At 50.5% G+C, this 25,873-nt stretch carries 25 protein-coding genes; 11 read left to right on the plus strand and 14 right to left on the minus strand.

Annotated features, from left to right (window positions below; genetic code table 11):
* The first annotated feature begins 104 nt into the window (after positions 1-104).
* Entirely contained in the window at positions 105-386 is a 282-nt protein-coding gene (locus ACYVK4_RS31215) for a hypothetical protein (protein WP_461131513.1), read from the plus strand.
* 30 nt (positions 387-416) lie between these two features.
* Here ACYVK4_RS31215 and ACYVK4_RS31220 read toward each other — a convergent pair whose 3' ends face one another.
* From ACYVK4_RS31220 to ACYVK4_RS31235, 4 genes are all read right to left on the minus strand, one after another.
* Entirely contained in the window at positions 417-1,703 is a 1,287-nt protein-coding gene (locus tag ACYVK4_RS31220) for a replication-associated recombination protein A (RefSeq protein ID WP_461131514.1), read from the minus strand.
* Between the two features lie 139 nt (positions 1,704-1,842).
* Positions 1,843-2,442: an RNA polymerase sigma factor gene (locus ACYVK4_RS31225; protein ID WP_461131515.1), complete on the minus strand. Its 600-nt coding sequence runs from the start codon at positions 2,440-2,442 to the stop codon at positions 1,843-1,845.
* Between the two features lie 103 nt (positions 2,443-2,545).
* A complete protein-coding gene (gene ade, locus ACYVK4_RS31230) occupies positions 2,546-4,243 on the minus strand; it encodes an adenine deaminase (protein WP_461131516.1) in 1,698 nt (565 codons plus the stop codon).
* Between the two features lie 3 nt (positions 4,244-4,246).
* Positions 4,247-5,398, minus strand: coding sequence for an acyltransferase family protein (locus tag ACYVK4_RS31235; protein ID WP_461131551.1), 1,152 nt, complete (start codon positions 5,396-5,398; stop codon positions 4,247-4,249).
* Positions 5,399-5,592: 194 nt separating this feature from the next.
* On the opposite strand from ACYVK4_RS31235, the gene ACYVK4_RS31240 reads away from it, so the two are divergent.
* Complete coding sequence (locus tag ACYVK4_RS31240) at positions 5,593-7,260, plus strand: UxaA family hydrolase (RefSeq protein ID WP_461131517.1); 1,668 nt, start codon at positions 5,593-5,595, stop codon at positions 7,258-7,260.
* Positions 7,261-7,345: 85 nt separating this feature from the next.
* The gene (locus ACYVK4_RS31245) at positions 7,346-8,119 is read left to right on the plus strand and encodes an SDR family NAD(P)-dependent oxidoreductase (RefSeq protein ID WP_461131518.1); all 774 of its coding nucleotides are present in this window, start codon (positions 7,346-7,348) and stop codon (positions 8,117-8,119) included.
* A gap of 78 nt (positions 8,120-8,197) precedes the next feature.
* On the opposite strand, the gene ACYVK4_RS31250 is transcribed toward ACYVK4_RS31245, so the two are convergent.
* Positions 8,198-8,479: a Uma2 family endonuclease gene (locus tag ACYVK4_RS31250; RefSeq protein ID WP_461131519.1), complete on the minus strand. Its 282-nt coding sequence runs from the start codon at positions 8,477-8,479 to the stop codon at positions 8,198-8,200.
* Between the two features lie 249 nt (positions 8,480-8,728).
* Between ACYVK4_RS31250 and ACYVK4_RS31255 the strand changes: the two genes are divergently transcribed.
* The 3 genes from ACYVK4_RS31255 (at position 8,729) to ACYVK4_RS31265 (ending at position 12,119) form a co-directional block, all read left to right on the plus strand.
* Positions 8,729-9,583, plus strand: a complete 855-nt coding sequence (locus tag ACYVK4_RS31255) for a fumarylacetoacetate hydrolase family protein (RefSeq protein ID WP_461131520.1) — start codon at positions 8,729-8,731, stop codon at positions 9,581-9,583.
* A 102-nt stretch (positions 9,584-9,685) separates the two neighbouring features.
* Positions 9,686-10,510, plus strand: a complete 825-nt coding sequence (locus ACYVK4_RS31260) for an amidohydrolase family protein (protein WP_461131521.1) — start codon at positions 9,686-9,688, stop codon at positions 10,508-10,510.
* A gap of 121 nt (positions 10,511-10,631) precedes the next feature.
* Positions 10,632-12,119 (plus strand): gluconokinase, encoded by a 1,488-nt coding sequence (locus tag ACYVK4_RS31265; protein ID WP_461131522.1) that lies wholly within the window; start codon positions 10,632-10,634, stop codon positions 12,117-12,119.
* Here the strand turns inward: ACYVK4_RS31265 and ACYVK4_RS31270 are convergent.
* The 4 genes from ACYVK4_RS31270 to argG all read right to left on the minus strand — a co-directional run bounded on the left by ACYVK4_RS31270 (position 12,090) and on the right by argG (position 16,143).
* Complete coding sequence (locus tag ACYVK4_RS31270; protein WP_461131523.1) at positions 12,090-12,602, minus strand: GNAT family N-acetyltransferase; 513 nt, start codon at positions 12,600-12,602, stop codon at positions 12,090-12,092. The genes ACYVK4_RS31265 and ACYVK4_RS31270 overlap by 30 nt on opposite strands.
* 62 nt (positions 12,603-12,664) lie before the next feature.
* Complete coding sequence (gene argC / locus ACYVK4_RS31275) at positions 12,665-13,648, minus strand: N-acetyl-gamma-glutamyl-phosphate reductase (RefSeq protein WP_461131524.1); 984 nt, start codon at positions 13,646-13,648, stop codon at positions 12,665-12,667.
* 87 nt (positions 13,649-13,735) lie between these two features.
* Positions 13,736-14,917, minus strand: coding sequence for a glycosyltransferase family 9 protein (locus ACYVK4_RS31280; RefSeq protein WP_461131525.1), 1,182 nt, complete (start codon positions 14,915-14,917; stop codon positions 13,736-13,738).
* Positions 14,918-14,952: 35 nt separating this feature from the next.
* Positions 14,953-16,143, minus strand: a complete 1,191-nt coding sequence (gene argG, locus ACYVK4_RS31285) for an argininosuccinate synthase (RefSeq protein WP_461131526.1) — start codon at positions 16,141-16,143, stop codon at positions 14,953-14,955.
* A gap of 283 nt (positions 16,144-16,426) precedes the next feature.
* Here argG and ACYVK4_RS31290 point away from each other — a divergent pair, with 283 nt between their 5' ends.
* Both ACYVK4_RS31290 and ACYVK4_RS31295 read left to right on the plus strand, forming a co-directional pair.
* Positions 16,427-16,975 carry an HD domain-containing protein gene (locus ACYVK4_RS31290; protein ID WP_461131527.1) on the plus strand — a complete coding sequence of 183 codons (549 nt, stop codon included), beginning with the start codon at positions 16,427-16,429 and terminating at the stop codon, positions 16,973-16,975.
* Positions 16,976-17,202: 227 nt separating this feature from the next.
* Positions 17,203-18,087: a gliding motility-associated C-terminal domain-containing protein gene (locus tag ACYVK4_RS31295; RefSeq protein WP_461131528.1), complete on the plus strand. Its 885-nt coding sequence runs from the start codon at positions 17,203-17,205 to the stop codon at positions 18,085-18,087.
* A gap of 77 nt (positions 18,088-18,164) precedes the next feature.
* On the opposite strand, the gene ACYVK4_RS31300 is transcribed toward ACYVK4_RS31295, so the two are convergent.
* Both ACYVK4_RS31300 and fabG read right to left on the minus strand, forming a co-directional pair.
* Complete coding sequence (locus tag ACYVK4_RS31300; protein WP_461131529.1) at positions 18,165-19,043, minus strand: diacylglycerol/lipid kinase family protein; 879 nt, start codon at positions 19,041-19,043, stop codon at positions 18,165-18,167.
* Between the two features lie 213 nt (positions 19,044-19,256).
* Positions 19,257-19,994 carry a 3-oxoacyl-ACP reductase FabG gene (gene fabG / locus ACYVK4_RS31305; protein ID WP_461131530.1) on the minus strand — a complete coding sequence of 246 codons (738 nt, stop codon included), beginning with the start codon at positions 19,992-19,994 and terminating at the stop codon, positions 19,257-19,259.
* A 119-nt stretch (positions 19,995-20,113) separates the two neighbouring features.
* On the opposite strand from fabG, the gene ACYVK4_RS31310 reads away from it, so the two are divergent.
* Entirely contained in the window at positions 20,114-20,566 is a 453-nt protein-coding gene (locus tag ACYVK4_RS31310; RefSeq protein WP_461131531.1) for a YybH family protein, read from the plus strand.
* 65 nt (positions 20,567-20,631) lie between these two features.
* On the opposite strand, the gene ACYVK4_RS31315 is transcribed toward ACYVK4_RS31310, so the two are convergent.
* Positions 20,632-21,864 carry an acyltransferase family protein gene (locus tag ACYVK4_RS31315; RefSeq protein ID WP_461131532.1) on the minus strand — a complete coding sequence of 411 codons (1,233 nt, stop codon included), beginning with the start codon at positions 21,862-21,864 and terminating at the stop codon, positions 20,632-20,634.
* A gap of 132 nt (positions 21,865-21,996) precedes the next feature.
* Between ACYVK4_RS31315 and ACYVK4_RS31320 the strand changes: the two genes are divergently transcribed.
* Positions 21,997-22,413, plus strand: a complete 417-nt coding sequence (locus ACYVK4_RS31320; protein WP_461131533.1) for a MaoC family dehydratase — start codon at positions 21,997-21,999, stop codon at positions 22,411-22,413.
* Between the two features lie 99 nt (positions 22,414-22,512).
* On the opposite strand, the gene ACYVK4_RS31325 is transcribed toward ACYVK4_RS31320, so the two are convergent.
* Both ACYVK4_RS31325 and ACYVK4_RS31330 read right to left on the minus strand, forming a co-directional pair.
* The gene (locus ACYVK4_RS31325) at positions 22,513-22,692 is read right to left on the minus strand and encodes a histone H1 (RefSeq protein WP_142774691.1); all 180 of its coding nucleotides are present in this window, start codon (positions 22,690-22,692) and stop codon (positions 22,513-22,515) included.
* A 145-nt stretch (positions 22,693-22,837) separates the two neighbouring features.
* Positions 22,838-24,142 carry an aminotransferase class I/II-fold pyridoxal phosphate-dependent enzyme gene (locus ACYVK4_RS31330; RefSeq protein ID WP_461131534.1) on the minus strand — a complete coding sequence of 435 codons (1,305 nt, stop codon included), beginning with the start codon at positions 24,140-24,142 and terminating at the stop codon, positions 22,838-22,840.
* Positions 24,143-24,370: 228 nt separating this feature from the next.
* On the opposite strand from ACYVK4_RS31330, the gene accC reads away from it, so the two are divergent.
* Complete coding sequence (gene accC / locus ACYVK4_RS31335) at positions 24,371-25,867, plus strand: acetyl-CoA carboxylase biotin carboxylase subunit (protein WP_461131535.1); 1,497 nt, start codon at positions 24,371-24,373, stop codon at positions 25,865-25,867.
* Positions 25,868-25,873: the final 6 nt, after the last annotated feature.

A 25,873-nucleotide genomic window follows, 5' to 3' on the forward strand; every position in this document is an offset into this window, starting at 1 on the left:
CACTTAACAAGATGATTTTACTCATGTCGTTAAATGACCTGCGTCAGTAGTCAGGCTAACAAAACCCCATACTTTTGAATACCGTAACTTGTATCTTTTACCATATGCTACTCTCTTTTACATCAGTTGACGAACAAGCGAACATTCGGGAATGTGCTTGGTGGTTCAACACCATCGAAGCGGCATTCGAGGCATTGAACGCTGTTTTTGCCAAGGGAAATCACATTATCCAGGCAGCATTAATCGACGACGAGAAACGTACTGCGCTACCCGTCGATGCGTTTGATGGAGACTCCGTTTCAGCGCCCATGCAGGAACTCGAAAACGAATGGCAACAGCTATTGGGCCAGCCGCTCAAGCCGCAATCCGTTAATAGAGAATTCTAGGTCGATACGCTGCAGTTTAAGCCGCTACAATCAGTACCCATACCACTCTCCCCACCATTTCTGTAAACTCCGGCGAATCTCGGCTTCCCGAGCATTATGGCCGGGCTCGTAAAGCTTACGCCCTTTTAGATCGTCGGGTAAAAAATTCTGTAAGGCAAAGTTCCCTTCCTGGCTATGGGCATATTGATAGTCCTTGCCATAACCAATCTGCTTCATCAGTTTGGTCGGTGCATTTCGAAGGTGGAGCGGAACGGGCAAATGGGCCGTTTGTTCAGCCAGTGCAAGCGCATCGTCTATAGCCACATAACTGGCATTGCTCTTGGGCGATGTGGCCAGATATACAGCCACCTGCGACAGGATAATCCGGCCCTCGGGCATACCGATAGCCCGAATAGCCTGAACGGCTTCTGAAGCCATGATCATGGCGGTGGGATTGGCATTACCAATATCTTCTGATGCCATAATCAGCATACGACGGGCAATGAAAACCGGATCTTCACCCGCAACGATCATCCGGGCCATCCAGTACAAAGCCGCATTAGGATCGGAACCCCGCAGCGATTTGATAAAAGCAGAAATAATATCGTAGTGCTGCTCGCCCGACTTATCGTACCGGGCAATGTTCTGCTGGGCAACGGAGGTTACGCCCTCGTCAGTAATCACCAGTGGGTCGGCCGATACATGGGCGGATGCGACCAGTTCCAGCAGGTTTAACAGTTTACGACCGTCGCCCCCCGATAACCGAAGCAGTGCATCGTAGGATTCAACTGTAATCTTTTTAGATTGTAAAAAGGCATCCTGTGCAATGGCCCGGTCAACAACCTGAATCAGTTCATCGCGGCTGAGAACTTCGAGAATATAAACCTGACAACGCGATAGCAAGGCGCTGTTCACTTCAAAAGATGGATTTTCGGTTGTAGCACCGATAAGCGTGATCTGCCCTTTTTCGACAGCTCCCAGCAAAGCATCCTGCTGGCTTTTGTTGAACCGGTGGATTTCGTCGATAAACACCACGGGCGAAAACATGCCCAACATGGAGCTGCTACCGGGTCGGCTCAGCACTTCCCGAATTTCCTTTACACCCGAATTAATAGCACTCAATGCAATGAATGGACGCTTGACAGCCTCCGCCAATAGCAGCGCCAGTGTCGTTTTTCCCACACCCGGCGGGCCCCATAAAATCATGGATGGCAAGCGTCCGGCATCCACCGCCCGTCGGAGAGCGCCAGCGGGACCGATAAGCTTACGCTGCCCGATTACATCGTTCAGTATGCGGGGACGAACCCGTTCAGGCAAGGGTGTTGAGTCTGTATTCATAAAACGAAGTTACCCCAATGCCCGAGTCTTTACAACCAGGACGTAATGGCTGGGGAGCCCGTAAGCTCGTTTCGCAAACAAAAACCCGGCAACTTTATGAAAATTGCCGGGTTGGAGGAAGGTTTAGGAACAGACAGCGTCAAAGCGACACATTTTCAAGCGTTACATACCGCTTGAGGTTACTCATAGCTCCAAATATCAAATTGTAAACGGATTGAATGTTAATATCCATGAGCGACGAAATTTCTTCATTACTCATGTTCTGAAAGTACCGAAGATGAACGGCTTCCCGCTGACGACGGGGAAGTTTATCAAGCGCCTGATGCAAGCAATCGGTCATGTACGAATCTTCTTCGTGTGCAATCAGCAGGTTCTCATGCGATGGATCGGCCCCCGGCAATGTATCACCTACCCGTCGGCCATTGATCATATCGTCCTGACTAACCAGTTTCTGCTCTGCCGTTAGATGACGAACTAATTTCCGTTTAATAGAAGCCATCAGGTAAAAACGAACAGATGTCGTTGGCCCGATAGTGGTCCGGTGCTTCCAGAGTTCGACAAACAGGTCGTGAATGCAATCTTTAATCAGCGCACGATCGGTGGCAAAGTGAGCGCAGTAGTGGTAGAGGGTTTGAACATAATTTTGATACAATCGGGCAAACGCATTTTCATCGCCACCGCGAAACTGATTCCAGAGGGTTTCGTCGTCGGGGCCGGTTTGGGAGCGTGAGCGAGCCATAGATAAGTGAGAGGGTAAAGGTTAGGAATAGCCTTGGGAAGTGTAAACGTACCCATAAAAAATAGAATTTAAAATAGTTATTAAATAAAATTTTTTAATGGAGCTATTTCACTATTTGGAGAGGGGAAAATATGAAGTTTTTACCATCAAACAACCCCCGATCACTTAGCTTCAACGAAGGAATTACCAGTAATGCCATAAACGATAAGGTCATAAATGGGGCCGATAAGGTACTTCCCAAATTTTGTTTGGCTAACTGGTCCAAAGCCGCATACCGGGCAGCTACGTCATAACCATCCTCATCGGTCATCAGCCCCGCAACCGGCAGGGGAAGAAGCAAAGGCAGCGGATCGGGGGCCATATCCTGTCCACCTTTCGTCCCTGAACCGGCTGTCATCGGCTTTCCACTCACCGCAGACAAGCCACCTTTGGCATTAATAACCAGATTGACTGCCTCACAGATACTTTCATCATCGCAGCCAACGGCCGTTATATTATGCGAATCGTGCCCTACCGATGAGGCAATGGCCCCGTGTGTCAGACCGAAGTTTTTTATGAAAGCCACTGCCGGAGGGGCATCCTTGTACCGATTGACAACAACCAGTTTCAGCACATCACGCGCCACATCAGCGACCAGCTCCCCATCTTTACTGGCTGGAGGTAGTTGTAATTCATTCGTAATAAGCTGCCCATCGAGGGCTTCAATGACCCGAATGTATCCATCTTCCTCCGGCCCATCAGCGTTTACAACAAAGTCTCCCGGCTTTTTGGGCGAACAGCTAAACTGATTGACATGCTCACTTCGCCAATCAGGAATGTTCGATTGACCATCCTGAGCGACCACTTCGCCATTAATAACCGTTTGTTGCACCCGTAGATTTTCCAGATCCGATACAATGATGTAGTCGGCGGGATCACCTTCGCGCAACAAGCCAACCGGTAGTCTATAATGAAGAACGGGATTCAGGCAGGCCGCCCGTAATACGTTCCAGAGTGAATGTCCTTTTCTGAGTGCCCGTACCGCCAACTGATTAATGTGCCCTACGGCCAGCGTATCGGGGTGCTTATCGTCGGAACAGAACATGACCTGGTGCGGAAATTCGGCTAACAGCGGAATGAGCGCTTCGAAGTTTCGGGCCGCACTGCCTTCCCGAATCAGAATATTCATTCCGCGCCGGGCTTTATCCAGCCCTTCATCATAGGTAAAACACTCATGATCAGTACTGATACCCGCATCGATATACTGCTGGGCGTCGTCACCCGTCAATCCGGGGGCATGACCGTCAATGGGTTTATTGAACGCTTTGGCTAAACGAATTTTCGCCATCATGTCGGGGTCTTCATGCAATACACCCGGAAAATTCATGACTTCGGCCAGATAGCCAATTTCTTTCATGGCCAGTAACTGTCTGACATCCTGTGCGCTGATCGTCGCCCCGGCCGTCTCGAAGGTCGTTGCCGGTACGCAGGATGGCGCACCGAACATAAATTTAAACGGCACCCGACGGGCCTCCTCAATCATATAGTTCACACCGGCAACGCCCAGCACATTACCAATTTCGTGCGGGTCCGATACGGTGGCTACGGTACCATGCACAACAGCCAGCCGCGCGAACTGCGGGGGGGTGAGCAACGAACTTTCAACGTGAACGTGAGCGTCAACAAAACCGGGTAATACATAAGGCTCTCCGGTGCGCTCGGGTCCTAATCGGTCGATCTGGACAATGCGCCCATTTTCCACCACGAGGGTACCATAAAAAATAGTTTGATCGAACAGATTCAGGATATTAGCCGTGAGCATGTATTAAATTCGAATAAAGATTTTCCGGAAGTACATCCACCGAAGTATCAGATAAAAGATGCCTAGTGTGACAAGGCCAACCAGTAGTTTTTCATAAACCGGACCCAGGATCAGGAAGATGCCATTTCCCAGATGTGTATACAAGGCGGTAACAATGAAGTGGTCGATCAGATGAACCAGGCAGTAAATAGCGATAGAGTTCATACCCACAACGACAAGCGGAAATGCCCAGTCCTTCTTTCTCGATACATCAATTATACCGTAGAAAAACGCAAGGAACCAATAACACCAGCCTCCACTGAACAACACCCAGGCGGGTGTCCAGATTCGTTTGACAACCGGACAAATACCCACAGCCTGCAACAAAGCGCCCGTTAACAGGCAAATGGCTCCTACCAGCAGAAACCGCTTCAACAGCACGCGGGCTGTTGTGCCCGACCGTAGCCACCTTCCGGCCTGCAAACCCAGCAGCATAGTGCCCAGCGTTGGAATAAAGCTAAGCGTAGCGTACCCTCCCCCATTGAAGAGGAATGGTTTTTCGCGGGGAAACAGATTGAGAAACCAGGTATCAAACGCCCAGGCAAGGTTACTGTTCTTATTGAAATGAGCCATTAGTCCGGTATAATGCTCCGGCCATTCGGGCGGCACACCAACATCGCCGTAAGCAAAATTCATCGTTTCCGGTGCCGGATACAGCACAAAGGCCAGCCAATAGCCAATCAGAACGACACCAAGCGCCACCCATACGGTTCGGGATTTCTCTTTGCCTAATAGAAACAAAAATGGATACCCGAGGCCAATTTGGGTCAGTGTATCTTCAAACGTGAAATTCGTCTGGTTTGAATGGGTTGAACGTAAAAAGATGCCCAGTAAGACCAGTATCAGCGACCGGCGCAGGGCGTGGCCAAACTGCATCCGAAAGGACTGCCCCTGCGCCGTCCGGCTAGCCATGGAATAGGGCAGTGCAACACCTACCAGAAACGAAAATGACGGCTGGATCAGGTCGTGCAGGGAGCACCCGGCCCAGGCTACGTGGCTTTGATGATGTGCCAGAAAAGCCCAGATTACACTGTTCGGGAAAGCCTCGTGCATTCGGTCGAATTGCAACATTTCGGCCGCCATTAGCATCATCACAAATCCCCGATAGGCATCCATAGACATAAGGCGACCATCGACGAAACCGGTTTTGGGAGTAGGTAAAGTTGAAGCCATGATCAGGCGGTGGGAATTTAAGAGTCTAAACTTAGCACCACCGGTCACATTCACAATGGAGTTGGTTAAAGTTTTTACTATCGGTGGTATATTTCGGTCCATTATGTCTCTTTACTACTAAATAATCCGTTTTTCAGATGCCTGCCCGTGTGCTAAAAGTTCATCCTGCCGATAATGTAATTGTTGCCTTGCGCAATCTGGCTGCCGGAGAACAAATCGAATTCGATAACACCGTTTACGATCTCCCCTATGCTGTTGGGGCCAAACATAAATTCGTAACCGAAGACAGACAGCCCGGCGATCCGATTACCATGTACGGCGTATTGGTTGGTAAAGCCACGCAACCCATTCGCCGGGGAGAGCCCATCACGACGTTTAACCTCAAACATGACGCCGACCGGTACGGCCTCGACAAGAAACAGCCTTATGCCTGGCAACCTCCCGATGTGTCGAGTTGGCAGAATCGGACATTCATGGGCTACCATCGAGCCGATGGCAGCGTGGGTACGCGCAACTACTGGGTTGTTGTGCCGCTGGTCTTTTGCGAGAACCGCAATGTGCTTATCCTGAAAGATGCTTTTGAACGCGAACTGGGCTATGCGCAACCCGAAACTTACCGGGCTCAGGTACACGAGTTGCTGAGTCTGTATAAAGCGGGCGAAATGGATGTAGTAAAAAAAATGCAGCCCTTCGTGGATGAGTCGCAGAACCAGACGATCAGCCACCATCCGGCCAACCGGCCCTTCAAAAACATTGATGGCATTAAGTTTCTGACGCACGAGATGGGTTGTGGCGGCACCCGGCAAGATTCGGGCTATCTGTGCTCGCTGCTGGCAGGTTTTATCAACAATCCCAATGTAGCCGGTGCCACCATCCTTAGTCTGGGCTGCCAGCATCTACAGGTCGATATGATCTCGGCCGAGATCAAGCGGCAGAATCCAAAATTCAACAAACCCCTTTTGTTGTTCGAACAACAGGCCGGCACCGAATACGCGCTGATGTCTCAGGCGGTAAAAGAAACATTTCTGGGTCTGGTTGAGGTGAACAAACTTGAGCGACAGCCGGCTCCGCTCAGCGCCTTGACCGTTGGCTTAAAATGTGGCGGTTCTGATGGCTTTTCGGGCATATCTGCCAACCCCGCCCTTGGGCAGCTATCCGACATTATCGTCACGCTGGGCGGCAAAACGGTGCTGGCCGAGTTCCCCGAGTTGAACGGCGTTGAACAGGAGCTGATCAACCGGACCGACGATACCGACAAAGCGCAGAAGTTTATCACTCTGATGGGCGATTACTCAGCACAAGCCGAAGCGGCCGGTTCAGGATTCGACATGAACCCATCGCCCGGCAACATTAAAGATGGCCTGATTACCGATGCCATCAAATCGGCAGGGGCGGCTAAAAAGGGAGGCACATCCCCCGTAGCCGATGTGCTGGACTATGCAGAACCAGCCACTACCCCCGGTCTTAACCTGCTTTGTACACCCGGCAACGATGTCGAAGCCACAACCGGCATGGCTGGTTCAGGGACCAATGTCATTGTGTTTACAACAGGGCTGGGAACCCCCACCGGCAACCCGATTTGCCCGGTCGTGAAGGTATCGACCAATACGGTTCTCAAAAACCGGATGCCCGATGTGATCGACTTCGATAGCGGTCCCATCATCGATGGCGAACAAAGCATCGACCAGAATGCCCATGCCATGCTCGAATACATCATCCGGCTGGCGTCGGGCGAGGTAATTACCCAGGCCGAACGATTGGGTCAAGACGATTTCATTCCCTGGAAACGGGGTGTTTCACTTTAAATTGGTGAAAGAATGAAAGAGCGAAAGAGCGCTGTAATCTGCGTATAAACTTTTGCTCTTTCATTCTTTCGCTCTTTCGCTCTTTATGTTCTCACTAAAAAACAAAACTGCCCTGATTACGGGTGGGGCCAGCGGAATTGGACTGGCCATTTCGCAGACCTTTGCGCAGGCCGGTGCCCATGTTCATATTCTTGAAATCAATGGCGAACTGGCGCAACGCGTAGCCGACGATATTGTGGCGAATGGCGGGCAGGCACAGGCCCATACCATTGATGTATCGAATCAGGCGCAGGTGGTTGAATTGGTTGGCCAGATTGCGGCCACTTCGCCCATTCATATTCTGGTCAACAACGCCGGTGTCGCCCATATTGGTAGAGCTGACACCACCGAAGAAGCCGACTTCGACCGCATTTTCCGTATCAACATTAAAGGGGTTTACAACTGTCTGTACGCCACTATTCCGCATTTTAAGGCGAACGGGGGCGGAGTAATCCTGAACATGGCCTCTGTAGCAGCCTCCGTGGGCATACCCGATCGGTTTGCCTATTCCATGAGTAAAGGTGCCGTGCTTACCATGACACTTTCGGTAGCAAAAGACTACCTAGCCGATAAAATACGGTGTAACTGCATATCACCCGCCCGGGTGCATACCCCTTTCGTTGATGGTTTTATCGCCAAAACCTATCCGGGACAGGAAGCTGAAATGTTCGAAAAGTTATCCAAAACGCAACCCATCGGCCGTATGGCCGAACCTCAGGAAGTTGGTGCACTAGCGTTGTACCTGTGCTCCGACGAAGCCGGTTTCGTTACCGGCTGCGACTATCCGATTGACGGCGGGTTTGTGCGGCTGAATAATTAATAAATGTTGACACAGGGAGGGGGATGATAGCGCTATAGTGTTTTCATCCCCCTCCCTGTGTCCTTTAGAGCAGCCTGACTACTCGGCAAATCCAACCTTTTCGTCTATCCGAAAACCCGGAATGACCTCAGCGGCTAAAGTGCCGTCTTTTAGCTTCTGTGCCAATACGAATACATTTCCTTCCAAAAGATATTGTTCAACACTTTCATGTTTTGTGTCAACGATCCAATATTCCTGAACCCCATGAAGTACATAATCGGTCATTTTGATACCATAGCCCCGGTCGAGCGTGCTGTCAGATAAACTTTCGACAACAAAAACAGGTGGTGGAAAGGCTGATTGTTTCGAGCAAAAACTCATTGCTTTCGAGCTTAACCAGCAATTCGCGAAGATTGGTCGACTGACTAATTTCGTCAAGAGCGGTCATACTGCAGATTACTCGTTGGGGACTAAGCACATATAATAAAACCCGGATAGTTTCTTACCCGTTATCAAACCGAAAGCCAATAATGGGCCCACCTTCATTTTATTCCGGCAGGCCTGCATTTACGGTATTATGGTTAAACTTGCACCCTGTTGTGCTTTTCGTTTAAAGAATCTCTCTCCTGCATGAAACTATTCCGCTTCGGCTCGCCCGACCACGAACATCCGGGTGTTGTACTACCAACCGGTCAACATATTGACGTAACGCACTTTGGTGAAGATTACGACGAATCTTTTTTTGCCAGCAATGGCCCCGAACGGCTTACCCACTGGCTCACGGCTCATGCACAAAACTGCCCGGAGGTATCGGCCGATGAACGCTTTGGCCCCTGTATAAAGCGGCCGTCCAAAATTGTTTGTGTGGGTCTCAACTATGCCAAACACGCAGCCGAAACAGGTGCAGCGACACCTGCCGAACCTATTTTATTCTTTAAGTCAACAACGGCGCTTTGCGGTCCAAATGATAACGTCGTTATCCCAAAACGTTCCGAAAAGACCGACTGGGAGGTTGAACTGGCTATTATCATTGGCAAACGTGCCAGTTACGTTGAGCTGGATGAGGCCATGGATTACATTGCCGGTTATGCCCTGCATAACGACTACAGCGAGCGAGCCTGGCAACTGGAGCGGGGTGGCCAATGGGTAAAGGGCAAAAGCGCCGATACCTTTGCGCCACTGGGACCGTATCTGGTAACGACGGATGAGGTAGCCGAACCCAACAACCTACACCTGTGGCTCAGCATCAACGGCAAGATGTTGCAGGATTCCAATACTGACGACATGATCTTCAACGTCCCAACGCTGGTTAGCTACATCAGCCAGTTCATGACGTTGCTGCCCGGCGATGTCATCTCGACCGGCACACCGGCTGGTGTTGGCCTGGGTATGACTCCCCCCTGGTACCTCAAACCCGGCGATGTGGTTGAATTGGGTATAGAGGGGCTCGGCGAACAGAAACAGACAGCCGTCGCATTTGTTTAAACCTGGATTTTATGATTTAAATAGCTGACACTGATTTCCACTTTCAGTGAAAGCCCAATAATACGATCACAGTCGGTCAGACTAATCAAATAAATCCCGGTTATGACAGTTGACGCCCACCAACATTTTTGGCACTTCGATCCGGTTCGGGATAGCTGGATTACGGATGATATGGCCATCATTCAGCGTGATTTCCTCCCCGCTGATCTGGAGCCGGTTCTGGCACAAAACGGTATCGATGGCTGCGTGGCGGTTCAGGCGTCGCAGACCGAAGACGAGACAATGTTTCTGGTTCGCATGGCGCAAACGTACGACATTGTGAAAGGGGTAGTCGGCTGGGTTGATTTGCAGTCGGAGCAGTTGCCCAACCAATTACAATCACTGTCGCAGTACGGCCAAATAAAAGGCTACCGGCACGTGGCCCAGGCGGAACCAGACGATTTTTTGGCGCGGCCAGCCGTCATGGATGGCATTCGGCAGTTAGCTGATTTTGGACTGACCTACGATATTCTGATCTACCCAACGCAGTTAAAAGCCGCGCTTCAGCTGGTCCGATCGGTACCCGAAGTGTCCTTTGTCATCGACCATCTCGCCAAACCTTACATCAGGAAGGGAGAAATCAGTCGCTGGTCGAATTTTATGGCGGAGATTGCCAAAAGCAGCCATGTGTCGTGCAAACTCTCGGGCATGGTGACGGAAGGCGACTGGCAAAACTGGAGCAAAAAAGATTTCTTCCCGTATATGGATGTCATCTTCGAAAATTTTGGCCCTGATCGTATCCTGTTCGGCTCCGATTGGCCCGTATGTTTGGTAGCCGCCGATTACACCCAGGTCAAAACGCTGGTCGAAGACTACGTAAGCAACTGGGGTGAAGAGGTTCGGGCAAAGGTCTTTGGCGGTAACGCCGTGTCGTTTTATAAGTTATAAAAGGTTGTGATACAGAGATTCGCAGAGACAACACAGGGATACACAGGGAATTTGTAATAGACCTCCGTGAATTTCTTTTACTCGCTGTGTATCTCTGTGTCACACCCCTTCCCCTTCGTTTATGAATTGTTTCGTTGGCATTGATGTCGGTACTACGAATGTAAAAGCACTGGCTATGCCAGCGGATTTAAGTCAGATTCTGGCCCATGCCTCCGCTCCACTGACGACCCTCAACCCTGAGTCCGGTTATGCCGAGCAGGACCCGGCCGAGATCTGGAACGCCTTTGTTCAGGTTATTGCCGAAATTAGCCGGGAGCTTACTGAGGGCGGTCATGTTATTACGCACGTGGCTTTCTGCACCGCCATGCATAGTCTGCTGCCAATAGATGCACAAGGCAATACGATTGGCAACGCCATTCTCTGGTCCGATAACCGGGCGGAGGAACAGGCGAAAACCTTGCGCAGTACACAAGCCGATCTGGGCAAGGCAATCTATGCCGAAACGGGGACGCCCCTCCATCCCATGATTCCGCTTTGCAAGCTAGCCTGGCTGCGCGAAAACGATCCCCGAACCCTACGCCGTACCGCTCACTTTGGCTCCATCAAAGAGTTTTTGTGGTATAAGTTAACCGGCCAGTTCGAGATCGATTATTCCATTGCCACCGCTACAGGCTTATTTAACGAAAGCAAACGGCAATGGAGTGAACTGGCGCTGAATTTTGCCGGTGTTCGAGCCGATCAGCTGTCAACACCTGTTTCAACGACTTACCAACGTCCCTACCAACCCCGTCCCGAAACGGCTGGTTTGGGGATACCCGCCGGCGTTTCGCTGGTCATCGGCGCATCGGATGGGTGCCTGGCCAATCTCGGCGCGGGCGCGATCAAGTCCGGCACAGCAACACTCACCATTGGGACCAGTGGAGCCATTCGACAAACGGTTCACAAGCCCCTCCGCGATGCTGAAGTACGGCTGTTCTGCTATTTTCTGGACGAAGGCTATTATGTGGTTGGCGGACCAACCAACAACGGCGGCAATGTACTGGAGTGGGTCACTGAAAAACTAACGCTGCAGGATACAGACGCCGTTTTGGCCGATGCGGCCACTATAACGCCCGGTTCGGATGGCCTTCTATTTCTCCCTTACCTTCAGGGCGAACGGGCACCGCTATGGGATGCTTCGGCGCGGGGAGCCTACCTGCATGTCGACTGGCAGCATACACGAGCGCATTTTGTCCGGGCCGCGCTGGAAGGCGTTCTCTTCAATCTGCTGAGTATTAATGAGCTGCTCATACATCAAACGGGCCCCGCGCGTGTCATTCATGCCAACGGCGGCTTTGCCCAGTCAGACCTCTGGGTTCAAATGCTGGCCGATATGGCGGGTATTCCGGTTCGGCTCAATGCCAGCAATGAGAGTGGCTCTATGGGTGCCATTTTGCTGACAATGAAGGCAACCGGAGTAGTCAAAACGCTGGATGAAGCCGCCGAACGGGTAGCCTTTGGCAAGACATTCCAGCCCGATCTGGACCGGCATACGATGTACCGGAAGGCATTCAAACTATGGCAGGAAGCACAGAAAAAACTATACGACGGCAGCCGGAGTGCCGAATAACAGACTTTCCTCGCCATCATCTTTATACATTATTTTTTTCTCGAAGCGCAGGCCAAGCTTTTCGAGCAGATGAATGGACGACTGGTTGGCCGGACTGGTAAAGCCAAGGATACGGGTTATGCCAAACTGTTCCTGTGCGTATGTCATTAAAGCCGAAGCCGACTCGTAACCGTACCCCCATCCTGTATGACCGGGCAAAAAGGCAAACCCAATATCAGGCGCATCCAGGGTTTCGCGTTGGAACAAGCCACACATGCCAATGGCCTGTCCGGTCGCTTTTAACGAAACCAGATACGACCCGAATCCCATCCGTTCGTAACTTTTTAGCGGTCCATCAACAATGTACTGTTCGGCATCCTGAAGCGTCCGCACACCCCGATCGCCAATGAACTGCAGCCAGGCAGGCGTGTTGAGCAGCTCCAGAATAAAACCGGCATCCTCAACAGAAAACTTCGTAAGCAGCAGACGCTCCGTTTCAATCATTTTTTGGCTGTACGGACTTTACAAGAAGATCAGGCATTGTGGCAGCTTTCCAGCCGCGTTCCTTAAAACGCTACCGCTTTTAATCGGAGACCGGTGTCTTCGGGTAAGCCGAATACCAGATTCATATTCTGAACGGCATGTCCGGAGGCTCCTTTAGTCAGGTTGTCGATGACACTCGTAATTAGTAACTGGCCATCGTGCACTTCCAGATGCAGCAGGCATTTGTTGGTATTAACCACCTGTTTCACATCCACCGGTGTATCGCTGACATGTGTGAACGGGTGTCCTTCGTAATAGCTCCGGTATAGTTGCTTCGCTTCGTCGAGGGTTCCGGTGAATGGTGTGTACACATTGGCCATAATACCCCGGGTGAAGTCACCCCGGTACGGCACGAAGTTGATGGCGTGACTGAAATCAGGGTCAAGCTGGGTCAGGCTCTGTCGGATTTCGGCCAGGTGCTGGTGCGTAAAGGCTTTGTAGATCGACACGTTGTTGTTCCGCCACGTAAAGCCGGTTGTGGGCACAAGTGCCTGTCCGGCCCCGGTGCTGCCCGTTATGGCACTCACGTGAACATCGTCGGATAGCTTCCCCGCTTTTGCGAGAGGCAACAGCGCTAATTGTATGCTGCTGGCAAAACAACCGGGGTTGGCAATCCTCATGGCTTCCTGAATACGCTCGCGGTTGAGCTCCGGCAGACCATATACAAAATCGTCATGCTCATCGCGAAAATCGGCGCTAAGGTCAATGACAGCGACATCATCCGACACATCGTGCTCGTCCATAAACGTAGCCGATGCGCCATGACCGGAACATAGAAAAATAGCGTCCAGCCCTTCCTGCGCTACCAGTTCCGTTGTTTCTTCTCCCGAGAAAGTCAGGTCTGTGTCGCCCAGCAAGTCGGTATGGGTTGCCCAAACAGGTTTGCCTGCCTGGCTTTTACTGTGCGTAAACGCTACGTTCACAAATGGGTGATTAATTAAAATTCGCAGCAATTCGCCCCCTGTGTACCCTGCTCCCCCAATGATGCCAACGTTTATTTTTTCCATGTTTTTTTAACGACCGCGTTCGGTTATTGATTCAATGATGCTTTCGTTTAACGTGATACAGCTCACTCAAACGACACTTAATTAACATTATTCAGCTGATGATACCCGACGCTGTTCGCTGATCGCCCCAAACCAGGTCATAGCCCGATTCAGCACCTGTTCATCAAAAGTCGTTACGTATTCGCTTTCGAATCCGGGCCGGTCGAGTGTTAACGAGCGACTTAACGCATGGTTGTGTATCACCAGCGTTGGCTTGCTGGCAATGGGAAAGAACTGGATTCCCATGCCGTTTTTTTGAAAGGACAAGGTCGGACATCCCAGGCAGCACAAATGCATAGGGAGCGAATCGAGCGTAAACGCAGCCTGGGCGTGTTCGCTCAAACTGGCCATGTCCTGAAGTGTCAACTTATTCACGGCCAGTATCAATCGATCAGCGGCAGTTGGATTACGTTCCAGAACGCGTTCATAGAGGGCCGTCGTGAATGCTTTTTGTCCGCTAAACACCAATGGATTGGGGCTGGTCTGTAACAACTGCGTTGCCAACTGACACCAGTAATCAACAGGCAGCATCCGAACGGGATCGCCCGACTCGGGACAGATCAGAATGGGCTTATCGGCAGGAACCGGGCAATTTAGTTTGGCCCATAACTGGTCAGGCAACTCGGCAGGATGAACGAAGTAAGGCTCAACCGTTTGGAGATTAGCCTTAATTCCCATGGGCTTTAGCAGATTGAGTATTAAGTCAAAGTTGTGAACCTCCTCATCCGGCAGAAAGAGTTCATCGTCCAGCAATCCGCCAAATCCCCGCGTTCCATACCCTATTTTACGCTTTACCTGTATGTATGGCAGGATAAAGTGCATGGGCGAATCCGAGAACCGAATATCGACCGAATACGCGTATACCGTGTCGTTGAGCGTTTTGATGGCCGCTTTCGTAGTTTGCCAGAAATCCTGCCATTTCTGCCATTTGGACAACGGCCGACGGCTTGTTCCGATATGATTAAGGTGGATAACCCGTCGTATGTACGGGTTATCCTTCCAGATCGGGTCGCACCAGCTACCGGCCACAATATCGATCTGAGCATTGGGATATTGATGCCGGATCAGCGGCAATGTATACGACAGAATCAGTGCATCGCCCAGGTGCCCCGCTGTCATCAACAGAATGGCAATTTGATCGGTATTGGGTAAACGCTCCTGCCTACGCGCATAGCTTCCCGTTGCGTAGGCATCAACAACTACATCGAGCAGTTGTAATGGATACGCCATACGGCGGGGAGCACAGTATTTTCTCGGCTTACCGATCACTGATTGTTGATTTTCTCGTAGATCATCACCTGGTTGGAGGCTACTTTGGAGAAGCCCCGCACATCGTCGCCGGTCCAGGCATTGTTCATTTCGCCATACGAACCAAACTTGGACGACATCAGATCGTGATCGGACTCGATACCCAGCACCTGGAACCGATACGGTGCCAGCATAACATGCACTTTACCTGTCACATGTGCCTGCGAATCGGCCAGGAACGTTTCGATGTTGCGCATGACGGGGTCCATGAACTGCCCTTCGTGCAGCATGGTGCCGTACCAGTTGGCCAGTTGCTCTTTCCAGTACAACTGCCATTTACCCAGTACATGCTTCTCCAGCGTGTGGTGCGCTTTTATTAAAATCAGGGGAGCGGGGGCTTCAAAGCCCACGCGGCCTTTGATCCCAATGATCGTATCGCCCACGTGAATGTCGCGGCCAATGCCGAACGGCCCAGCCAGCTCGGTGATCTTACGAATCGCATCGACTGAATTCGGGAATTTCTCACCGGCAACTTCTCGTATCTCACCGTGTTCAAACACAAGCGTAATGGTTTCGGGCTCCGTCTTCGTCACCTGGGTTGGCCAGGCTGATTCGGGCAGAAACTGATCGGAGGTCAGCGTTTCTTTTCCACCCACTGACGTACCCCACAGCCCTTTGTTGATCGAGTAAGCTGCTTTATGCCACTCCTGATCGACACCTTTTGCCTTCAAGTATTCAATTTCGGCCTCCCGCGACAGGCGCAGGTCACGAATAGGCGTAATGACTTCGGCATCGGGCGCAATAATCCGGAACGCCATATCGAAACGTACCTGATCGTTACCGGCACCGGTGCTGCCGTGCGCAATGGCAGAAGCGCCGATTTCGCGAGCATATTCGGCGGCAGCAATGGCCTGGAAAATCCGCTCGGCACTTACGGATAGCGGGTACGTATTGTTTTTCAACACATTACCGAACACCAGAAACTTCAGGCATTGCTGGTAGTAATCATCCGTTTTCGAGATCGTCACGTGCGACTTGACACCCAGTGAATAGGCCCGCTCCTCAATGGCTTTGAGTTCGGCATCCGAGAAGCCGCCCGTGTCGACCAGCACCGAGTACACATCCATGCCCCGGTCTTCGGACAAATATTTAACACAGAAGGAGGTATCAAGACCTCCACTAAAGGCGAGAACTACTTTTTGAGACATCAGAGAGAGTGACGCCAGGCGATTCCGCACCTGTTGTCAGAATGGTTTTGGCGGGGCAAATATCGGGCTTGTTAACGAAAAACCCGACTGAAATTGTATCCTTTCGTTTATTAGGTGTGTAGTGTACCGGCCATGCAGGGCTACTCAGGGCAAATCACTTCCCAATGTGACCTGAATAAAGTACCTTAGATTCCAGCACTAACCTGTACTTCACAAAGGATTTCACGTATATAACAAAAAATAAGCACTGAAAACCAACTCATAACTAAGCCTACAAAAAAACATGGATCTCCAATCCATCTACCAGGAAACAATAAAGTTTGCTGCCCGAAAGCATGGCGAAACAAGTCAGACTATTCCCGGAACAAACCTGCCGTATGTCGTACACCTGAGCAATGTTGCTATGGAAATCCTAATGGCGGCTCGGGAAACGAATGACTTTGACCTAAGATATGCCGTTCAGGTTGCCTTACTGCATGATACCCTGGAAGACACGAATACTACGTTTGAGGAGTTAAAGGAAACTTTCGGTAGTGAAGTGGCCCAGGCAGTACTGGCATTGACCAAAAACGAAGACATCCCTGAAGTTGAGCAAATGGCCGACAGCCTGACCCGAATCAAAAAGCTCCCCAAAGAAGTATGGGCTGTTAAACTGGCCGATAGAATTACCAATTTACAGGCTCCACCTGCCCATTGGTCGATTGAAAAAATAAAGGTCTACCAGAAACAGGCACTACAAATCGCTCAGGAACTGAAAGGCAGCAATAGCTATCTGGAAAATAGACTAGCCTTGAAAATTAATGAGTACTCCACTTACTGCCTGAAATATTGACAGTTACCGATTGACTAATCTAATAAACGCACACCCTGCCAACTAACTTAGCGGGCATTAGAAAACACAGGAAGAGAAGCCAATGGTTTCGACTATTTTCCCCTCCTTGTTTGCGTGAGATTTACGATAAAATTTACACTATGAGAAAATAAGATAGGCTGGTCCAACGATACAACGGAGAAGCCGTTACGAGCCACCGAACCTACTCACCCTAAACTTAAAGAGACATGTATACCCTTTTGGCTATACCAACTTTACTTTTAGCCTTGTGTACGTTAGCAAATGCCCAGATCAGAGGCATAAAAATAAGTGGCGATACCTGTACCAGCCAGACACTTTCGCTCCAGGCGGAAGGCACAAGTAGTTCACCCTACTTTTCGTGGAACTTTGGCGACCCGGCAAGCGGCACCAGAAACACAATAACGATAACCGGTGCCAGCCCTTTTCCATTTCCCTCGCATACGTTTAGCAGTACCGGTGTTTATAACGTTTGTGTTTCGTTTCAGGAGCCAGGCTCCTCTATCGCCACCGTTTGCCGGCGCATTTCTGTTGGCTTGTGCTGTAATGGCATTATATCAGCTCAGGACAGCTGTTTGCAAAACCGAATTCCATTCACCCTGGTCACTTCGTCATCAGTCAATTCAGTTAACTGGGATTTTGGTGATCCTTCTTCCTCAACGGACAATACATCAACGAACGCATCTCCGTCGCATCAATTTTCAAATCCGGGTCAATTCACCATAAAAGCAAGTGTAAATTTTAATTGTGGTATTCGCACTATAGAAAAAACAATTACTATTACGTCGTGCGACACGCTAACGTCTTCGGCTTGCCTGTTTTATATGCCAAAAGCTTTTTCGCCTAATAATGATGCGATTAATGATCTATTTTCTCCGGTAAAAAGTAGAAGCTGTTTATTGGAAGAATATGAGTTGTTGATCTTCAACCGATGGGGTGAAGTTATTTACCAAACGACCAATCCGGATAATAAATGGGATGGGAAATATAGACACGCAGACTGCCCTGTAGGGGTTTATTCCTATTTGCTAAAATTCAAGTTTGTTGCGCAGCTAAAACAAACTACCAAAGGGACACTGACACTTTTACGGTAATGAATAATAGAACAGGCCAATAAGCGTGTAAAGCCGCCTTTATCTGTCTCTTTCTATTACGCTGGACCTCCGCAATTTTATAATAGCACCAGTAAACTCCCCGGCAATATGCGCACATGAGCCCGGCCATCCGGCAACTGCAAAGGCTCACCGTCGGCATGGATCAGCAAGGGGCCGTCGGCCAGCACCGTCGCCTGGGTAAGCGACTGCCCGCGCCAGTAGGGCGATTGGTTGAGTGTCTTGTTGAACAAACGCCAGGTTAGCATACCTGCCGCCTGTGCCGGAAAAGGGTGAATTTCGCACTGTTCCAGTCGGCCGTCGGCGATGTTGGCTGTGGGAGCCATCCAGGCATTATTACCAAATTGCCCGGCGTTGGCAAACGTTAACGAAAATAAGGTCCGCTCCTGTCCATTGATCGTGTATTCCAGCGGCTTGTAGGCCCAAAACGCCCGAAACGCGGTACGAATATAGGTTGGAAGTCCCCGCACAGCCTGTCGGGCGAAAGCATGGGCTACGTAGGCTTCAAAGCCTAATCCGGCCGTGCAGAAGAAAGGATACTCATTGATCTCACCGCTGTCGATCACCACCGGACGGCCATTTAACGCCCGCTCGATGGCTTTCATTGGGTTTAAGGGTATACCCAGATGCCGGGCCAGCCCGTTGCCGGAACCTATAGGCACAATGCCGAGCGCCGTAGCCGATCGGCGCAGTGCCTGGGCTGTTTCATTAATGGTACCATCCCCTCCAATCGCCAACACCCGGTTAACACCGCGATCGACAGCCGCTTGTGCCAGTTCAGTTGCGTGTCCGGGATGAGTAGTGAACACGGCTTCGGGCGCAAAGCCAAGTGCTTCGGCACGGCGCATAAACGCATCCTGAAGCAGCGCTTTCTGCGCAACCGACGTTGTACCCGATAATGGATTGATAATGGCCAGAACGGCCGACCGATTAGACACTCAGGAAAAGAAAATAAACAGGATTAGAATAAACACGACAATAAATATGTAATACCAACCGTCAGAAAAGATATACGGTTTGTATTCTTCGTAGAATTCACGAATCTTCTTCATATACAAGCTACACCAAATGGTTTTGTAAAGATAGCGAGTTTATGGAATTTGGGGGTGCCGCAGGTGCGCCCGTTGCAAACCCAAATCCGATTCCCTACACTATAGCGCCTGCCCGCCATTCACGGCCAGCACGTGCCCATTCACAAAGGAGGCTTCGCTGGAAGCTAGAAACAAATAAGCATTGGCGATATCTTCCGGTTTACCGATTCGCCGGACCGGTATGGTTGCTACAGCCTGATTGCGCACCTCATCGGGCATGGCATCGGTCATAGCTGTCTGAATAAAACCCGGCGCTACTGCGTTTGCCGTGATCCCTTTGGGCCCAAGCTCTTTGGACCATGAGCGTACCATGCCGATAATACCCGCTTTGGCAGCGGCATAATTGGTTTGCCCGAAGGCCCCGTGAACACCATTGATGGACGATGTACAGATAATGCGGCCGTACTTCTGCTCGACCATATAGGGCGCAATGACCTTCGTGCAGTTAAAAACGCCCGTCAGGTTCACATCGATAACCTGTTGCCATTCGTCAAATGACATTTTCAGTAGGGTTTTGTCCCGTGTGATACCTGCGTTGTTGATCAAAATATCGATATGCCCGTAACGGTCATGCACCGCTTTGGCCGCCGTTTCGATCCCATCGACATCCGTCGTACTCACATGCATAAAATCGCAGCGAAAACCTTCACTTCGGAGTGTCTGAGCAGTGGTTTCTCCATCGGGCAGTACATCCCAGATAACGACGGCAGCGCCTTCGCGGCAGAACAATTCTGCGGCAGCCTTTCCAATACCCCGGGCCGCACCGGTAATGATGGCAACTTTATCCTGTAGTCTCATAACTCAACAATCAAATCTGTTCGTTAGTATTACGGAACGAATAACGTAAAACCCGGAGGAATCGCCAACGATCCATAGCGTATTGACTCCATACCTTTGTTCTGTAAAATATATTCTCCATGAAACAACTCGTTGTTGCCATGTTATTCAGTGTGTTGGCCCTTCCATCATTCAGCCAGCCCCTATCTCAAAAATTAGCGGCCAGTCGCGACCGCCGACTTATTCTGGAGACGCTGAAACGGCAAACCGACGACTGGAATGCCGGTCGGATTGATCGTTTTATGGTTAGCTACTGGGAGTCTGACTCGCTGACGTTTGTGAGTAAAGTCGGCATTACATATGGGTATCAGGCAACGCTCGCCAATTATAGAAAACGTTACCCCGACCGGGCGTCGATGGGAAGCCTTAAATTCGATATCCTGCAACTGGATCTGGTAACCCCAACGGTGGCCTATGTTATTGGCAAGTTTCACCTCACCCGCCCCGAAATTGGCAATGCCGAGGGTCATTTCACCTTACTCTGGCGCAAGATCAAAAACCGCTGGGTAATTGTCAGTGACCACACGAGTTAGTAAAAGAGCGAAAGAATGAAAGAGCGAAAGAGTGGTGCCGGGACGAACAACTTCGCATGCGCCATTCACTCTTTCACTCTTTCGCCTATAAGTTGCGTCGGCTCTTTGGCGGATAGCCGCTCGCGGAGCTGGGTAACGGGTTTCTCAAAGAATTTAAACAGCAATGTCGACAGGCCAAGAACCAGCACCCAGAACAGGCCGACCTTATACCAGCCAACAGCCAGCGAGGTGGTTGGTATCTTCTCAATAAGTATCCCCATGATGGGTGTCAGATTGAGTAAATACATCGAATACGAGATCAAGCTGATGTGAGTAATCGCGCGGGCCAGGCCAAACTTCCCCCAAAGGCCTGTAGCCGTTCGCCAGCCATCCATATAAGGCATCAGCAGGGCCATGCTGATGCCGATAGCCGGAAAGTAAAACGTGCGCTTGTAAAACGTATAGGCCGGAAATAAACCCACGTAGTAATAATATTTGATAATAAAGATAGACGACGTAAACGCGGCTATCAATGTGAGCGCCAACCCAAGCATCCCCAATCGGCGACGCACCGTATCGTTTCGCCAGAATGCTGGAAAGTAGTTTTTCACATATGCGGCCAGCACGCCGTATGAAATGGCGTCGAGCCGCGCAATAACAATGCCCCGGTAGCCCAGTTCACCTTTCGAGATGGGAATCTGAATCGCCGAGATAAGCCGATACAGGTTCGTACCGAGTATAATGAAGAGAATGGTTGCCAATACAATTCGCTGACGAGGCCATTTGTTCGAGAACAGGGCGTGCATCAACCATAAGATCAGGGGCAGTGATATGTACGACCATTCTTCGATGGCCAGACTCCACGTTTCGGGAAAGAAGTCGGGGATGTATCGGGTAAAGTTTTGTACGAAGAAAAAGTAGGTAAGCAGTGTACCAGCTGGGGGCAAGTTATGGTGCAGGTTATTCCACCACGCCTGCAGCAACGAAAGCGCTATCAGGCCGCCCAAAACAAGGTAATAGTTGGGTAAGGTGCGAAACCAGCGCCGGGTCCAGAAATTCAGCAAAAGCTGCCGGTCGAAGGTTTCTTTTTTCTCGTAGGATCGAATCAGGATGCCGCCAATCAGAAAACCACTCAGTACAAAAAACAGCTCCACGCCGTCGGGTAGCAGGTAATGAATGAACGAACCATCGTAATATTCCTTCAGGGCGATCGTGGCATGCGAATCGACTACGATGAGAATAGCAGCCGCCCGCATGACATCCAACCCAAAAACGCGCTTTGCTGTCGCCGTATCAAGCGAAAAAAGTTCTCTAAGCATAAGTGATTACGAAGGTACGGTTGAATCCTAAATTAAGAATGATGAATTAAGAATGACGAATTAAGAATAATTCAAAAAGACGTGCAGAACTTTACCCGCTATTTGTTCTTAACTCATTATTGATTCCTCATTATGACTCCTGACTTTGGTCTTCAGGCCGTACACCGTTATTCGTTTCGGTTCTCGCAAGCCGACGTAGCTGACTTTGCCCGCGTTACGGGCGATAACAATCCGCTTCACCTCGACGCTGACTTCGCAGCTCAGACCCCATTTAAGCGTCCGATCATTCACGGCATGCTGGGGGCCAGTGTATTCACGAAAGTATTGGGCACGGAATTTCCGGGGTATGGCTCTGTGTACCTGGGGCAAACGCTGGAATTTCTGAGACCCATGTTTGTCGATACCGATTATGAAGCCACCTTCACGGTTCAATCGATTGATGCCGCCAAACATACGGCTCAGATTCTGGGCGAAATCCGGGATGCTCAAACGGGCAAGGTAACCACCAAAGGAATGGCCACGCTGATGCATAAAGAGAAGATCATGTAGGTCGTGTTCACTACAGCCAATGCCTTTATAAAAGAACTCCCTCGCCTGGACATTCGCCAAACGAGGGAGCTTTTTTCTGTGGTCTTGTTGACCGGTTACTTACGCGGCACCGTTCTTTGTATTTTGAACTTCTGAGCGAATCTCTTGTGCCAACGTCTTCAAATCTTGCATTCCTTTGCGAACGCGAGTTCCGGCAGCCTGGTTATTTTTTTCGTAAAACTTTTCGAAATCACCTTCCAGCGACATAACCAAATTCTTTACTTCATCGAAGCGTGCCATAGCGATATGTATGGGTTAAAGTGTTTAAAAAATGCCCAAATTCCGCTAAAAACGCGGTTTTCGGCTGAAATTTAGTCATTCTCACATACAGCGCAATAGCTAAGACAAAAAAATAGCCAAAAAATGCAACTTTTTTACAAAAACACTACTCAGCGGCTGCTTCAGCAGATACTTCGACCGTTTCTGCGGCAATTTCGGTCGTTTTTTGCCGGTAGTCTCCATTTGCCAGTTTTTCGGCTACAGCCGAGAACGCTTCGAGCGTAATCTGCACATCTTCGAGGGTGTGAGCCGCCGTTGGAATGATTCGCAACATAACGATTTCCTTAGGCACAACCGGATAAACAACAATCGAGCAGAAGATACCCCGGTTTTCGCGAAGATCCCGTATCAGGGCCGTCACTTCAGGGATACCACCCGTCAGATTTTGCAGCAATACCGGCGTTACCGGCGACTGCGTATCGCCAATGTCGAAGCCTCGCTCTTTCAATCCGTTCTGCAGGGCCCGAACGTTCTCCCAGAGCTTATCCCGGAACTCCGACGAGTTCCGAATCATGTCCAGTCGCTTCAGACCACCGACTACATACGGCATGGGCAACGCCTTGGCGTAGGTCTGCGACCGCATGTTGTATTTGAGGTACATGATAATGTCGTGGTCGGCGGCAATAAAGGCGCCAATTGCGGCCATTGACTTGGCAAACGTGGAAAAGTACAGGTCGATACCGTCCTGACAACCGAGCATTTCACCAACGCCCGCGCCGGTAGCACCCATGGTTCCGAACCCGTGGGCGTCGTCGACCAGCAGACGGAATTCGTATTTCTCTTTCAGAGCAACAATTTTGTCGAGGCTGCCTACTTTACCCGACATACCAAAAACGCCTTCGGTAATAACCAGAATGCTTCCGTTTTTCTCGGCGGCTTTCTTGGTAGCCCGCTGGAGGTTCTTCTCCAAGCTTTCCATGTCGTTGTGGTTGAACTTGTAGTATTCGCCCATTTTCGCCTTGTGCAAGCGAATACCGTCGATCAGGCAGGCATGACACTCGGCATCGTAAACAATTACGTCGCGGTGATCAACGACGGCTTCAATGGCCGACATAACACCCTGGTACCCGTAGTTTAGCAGGAATGAATCTTCTTTACCCACAAACTCGGCCAGTTCCTTTTCAAACTGCTCATGCAGATCACTGTTACCAGACATCATCCGGGCACCCATTGGATAGGCCAATCCCCACTGTGCCGATGCGTCAGCATCAGCTTTGCGAATCTCCGGATGATTGCCCAAGCCCAGGTAATTGTTTAAGCTCCAGTTCAAAACCTCTTTTCCCCGGAAACGCATGTGTGGGCCAAGCTCACCTTCAAGCTTAGGAAATGCGAAATAATGGTGGCCATTGAACTCCCGTGCTGGCGAACCGATAGGGCCTAAGTTGTTTCGTAGTTTCTCAAATAAATCCACTTATTGCTATTGTTTATCAGGGTAAACCCTTCGTTTTTTACAGAGTAAATGCAAAAATACGGTTAACTTTCGGTAGGACAAATGCGAGCCGGGAAAATTCATTTTATATCTGGTTTGTACCAAATGCCTTACTTTAGCTTTTGATAATCGGAAGCGTACGCAATAGCCTTCCCAATTCGTTTAAATGCCGTTACCAAGCGCCCTCTCCGGCCTGTGTTTGTACCCTCTATGCCAACGATTAAAAAACTTCTTATCGCTAACCGGGGTGAGATCGCCTTACGGATCATGCGGACAGCCCGCGAGATGGGTATTCAAACCGTAGCCATCTACTCAGAAGCCGACAGGAATGCCCTGCACGTTCGTTACGCCGACGAAGCCGTATGCGTGGGCCCGGCTCCTTCATCCGAATCGTATTTGCGGGCCGATGTCATTATCGAGGTCTGCAAGCGACTTCAGGTCGACGCTATTCACCCTGGGTACGGTTTCCTTTCGGAAAACGCCAGCTTTTCGCGTATGGTACGGGAGGCCGGTTTGATTTTCGTTGGCCCCTCGCCCGAGAGTATAGAAGTTATGGGGAGTAAGCTGGCGGCAAAGGCGGCTGTTGCGCATTACAACATTCCTATGGTGCCGGGTACCCCCTCCGCTATTACCGACCGGGCCGAAGCCAAGGTCATCTCGGCCAAAATCGGCTACCCGATTCTGATCAAAGCCAGTGCGGGCGGGGGCGGCAAAGGCATGCGGGTCGTCGAGAACGAAGCTGACTTCGACGAGCAGATGGATCGGGCCGTGAGTGAAGCAATTTCCGCCTTTGGCGATGGGTCGGTGTTTATTGAGAAGTACGTCACTTCACCCCGGCACGTCGAGATTCAGGTCCTGGGCGATCAGCATGGCAACATTATTCACCTGTTTGAGCGCGAATGCTCGGTACAGCGCCGGCACCAGAAAGTAGTTGAAGAGGCTCCTTCGTCTATTCTTACGCCCGAGATTCGCGACGCTATGGGCCGGGCTGCGGTCGATGTGGCCAGGGCATGCGGATATTATGGCGCAGGAACGGTTGAGTTTATCGTCAACGACAACCTCGACTTTTATTTTCTGGAGATGAACACCCGCCTTCAGGTTGAACACCCGGTTACAGAACAGATAACGGGCGTCGATCTGGTGCGGCAGATGATTTACGTGGCCGAAGGAAAACCGCTGGCTATTAAACAGGAAGACTTAACCATTAAGGGCCACGCGATGGAAGTGCGGGTTTATGCCGAAGACCCGGCCAATAACTTCCTGCCCGATGTAGGCACTCTGGAAACGTATGTCCGGCCACAAGGCAACGGCGTTCGGGTCGACGACGGATTTGAGCAGGGCATGGCCATTCCGATCTACTATGACCCGATGATTGCCAAACTCATCACGTATGGCGACACACGCGAAGAGGCCATCGGGAAAATGATCCGCGCGATTGATGAATATCAGATTTCAGGCGTTCAAACGACGCTCCCCTTCTGCCGGTTTGTGATGGAGCACGACGCCTTCCGCTCCGGTAATTTCGATACGGGTTTTGTGACTAAATACTTCACCCCCGCTAAGCTGACGCCCCCCACCAACCCCACCGAAGAGGTACTGGCGGCTGTACTGGCGGCTTATTTATTAGAAAATAATAAGCCAAAGAGTACTGGTGCGGCTACGGTGAGCACGCAGAAAAGTAAGTGGAAGGCGAATCGATTGGGGTAATATCTA

The organism is Spirosoma aerophilum, assembly GCF_054782495.1.

What these genes read in the sequence shown, in the direction of transcription:
- argC (WP_461131524.1), bottom strand. Translation starts at nt 13,648, where the DNA reads ATGGAAAAAATAAACGTTGGCATCATTGGGGGAGCAGGGTACACAGGG.
- ACYVK4_RS31250 (WP_461131519.1), bottom strand. Translation starts at nt 8,479, where the DNA reads ATGAGTTTTTGCTCGAAACAATCAGCCTTTCCACCACCTGTTTTTGTT.
- ACYVK4_RS31320 (WP_461131533.1), top strand. Translation starts at nt 21,997, where the DNA reads ATGACTCCTGACTTTGGTCTTCAGGCCGTACACCGTTATTCGTTTCGG.
- ACYVK4_RS31245 (WP_461131518.1), top strand. Translation starts at nt 7,346, where the DNA reads ATGTTCTCACTAAAAAACAAAACTGCCCTGATTACGGGTGGGGCCAGC.
- ACYVK4_RS31280 (WP_461131525.1), bottom strand. Translation starts at nt 14,917, where the DNA reads ATGGCGTATCCATTACAACTGCTCGATGTAGTTGTTGATGCCTACGCA.
- accC (WP_461131535.1), top strand. Translation starts at nt 24,371, where the DNA reads ATGCCAACGATTAAAAAACTTCTTATCGCTAACCGGGGTGAGATCGCC.
- ACYVK4_RS31220 (WP_461131514.1), bottom strand. Translation starts at nt 1,703, where the DNA reads ATGAATACAGACTCAACACCCTTGCCTGAACGGGTTCGTCCCCGCATA.
- fabG (WP_461131530.1), bottom strand. Translation starts at nt 19,994, where the DNA reads ATGAGACTACAGGATAAAGTTGCCATCATTACCGGTGCGGCCCGGGGT.
- ACYVK4_RS31325 (WP_142774691.1), bottom strand. Translation starts at nt 22,692, where the DNA reads ATGGCACGCTTCGATGAAGTAAAGAATTTGGTTATGTCGCTGGAAGGT.
- ACYVK4_RS31315 (WP_461131532.1), bottom strand. Translation starts at nt 21,864, where the DNA reads ATGCTTAGAGAACTTTTTTCGCTTGATACGGCGACAGCAAAGCGCGTT.
- ACYVK4_RS31240 (WP_461131517.1), top strand. Translation starts at nt 5,593, where the DNA reads ATGCCTGCCCGTGTGCTAAAAGTTCATCCTGCCGATAATGTAATTGTT.
- ade (WP_461131516.1), bottom strand. Translation starts at nt 4,243, where the DNA reads ATGCTCACGGCTAATATCCTGAATCTGTTCGATCAAACTATTTTTTAT.
- ACYVK4_RS31225 (WP_461131515.1), bottom strand. Translation starts at nt 2,442, where the DNA reads ATGGCTCGCTCACGCTCCCAAACCGGCCCCGACGACGAAACCCTCTGG.
- ACYVK4_RS31310 (WP_461131531.1), top strand. Translation starts at nt 20,114, where the DNA reads ATGAAACAACTCGTTGTTGCCATGTTATTCAGTGTGTTGGCCCTTCCA.
- argG (WP_461131526.1), bottom strand. Translation starts at nt 16,143, where the DNA reads ATGTCTCAAAAAGTAGTTCTCGCCTTTAGTGGAGGTCTTGATACCTCC.
- ACYVK4_RS31270 (WP_461131523.1), bottom strand. Translation starts at nt 12,602, where the DNA reads ATGATTGAAACGGAGCGTCTGCTGCTTACGAAGTTTTCTGTTGAGGAT.
- ACYVK4_RS31215 (WP_461131513.1), top strand. Translation starts at nt 105, where the DNA reads ATGCTACTCTCTTTTACATCAGTTGACGAACAAGCGAACATTCGGGAA.
- ACYVK4_RS31235 (WP_461131551.1), bottom strand. Translation starts at nt 5,398, where the DNA reads ATGGATGCCTATCGGGGATTTGTGATGATGCTAATGGCGGCCGAAATG.
- ACYVK4_RS31265 (WP_461131522.1), top strand. Translation starts at nt 10,632, where the DNA reads ATGAATTGTTTCGTTGGCATTGATGTCGGTACTACGAATGTAAAAGCA.
- ACYVK4_RS31290 (WP_461131527.1), top strand. Translation starts at nt 16,427, where the DNA reads ATGGATCTCCAATCCATCTACCAGGAAACAATAAAGTTTGCTGCCCGA.
- ACYVK4_RS31255 (WP_461131520.1), top strand. Translation starts at nt 8,729, where the DNA reads ATGAAACTATTCCGCTTCGGCTCGCCCGACCACGAACATCCGGGTGTT.
- ACYVK4_RS31260 (WP_461131521.1), top strand. Translation starts at nt 9,686, where the DNA reads ATGACAGTTGACGCCCACCAACATTTTTGGCACTTCGATCCGGTTCGG.
- ACYVK4_RS31295 (WP_461131528.1), top strand. Translation starts at nt 17,203, where the DNA reads ATGTATACCCTTTTGGCTATACCAACTTTACTTTTAGCCTTGTGTACG.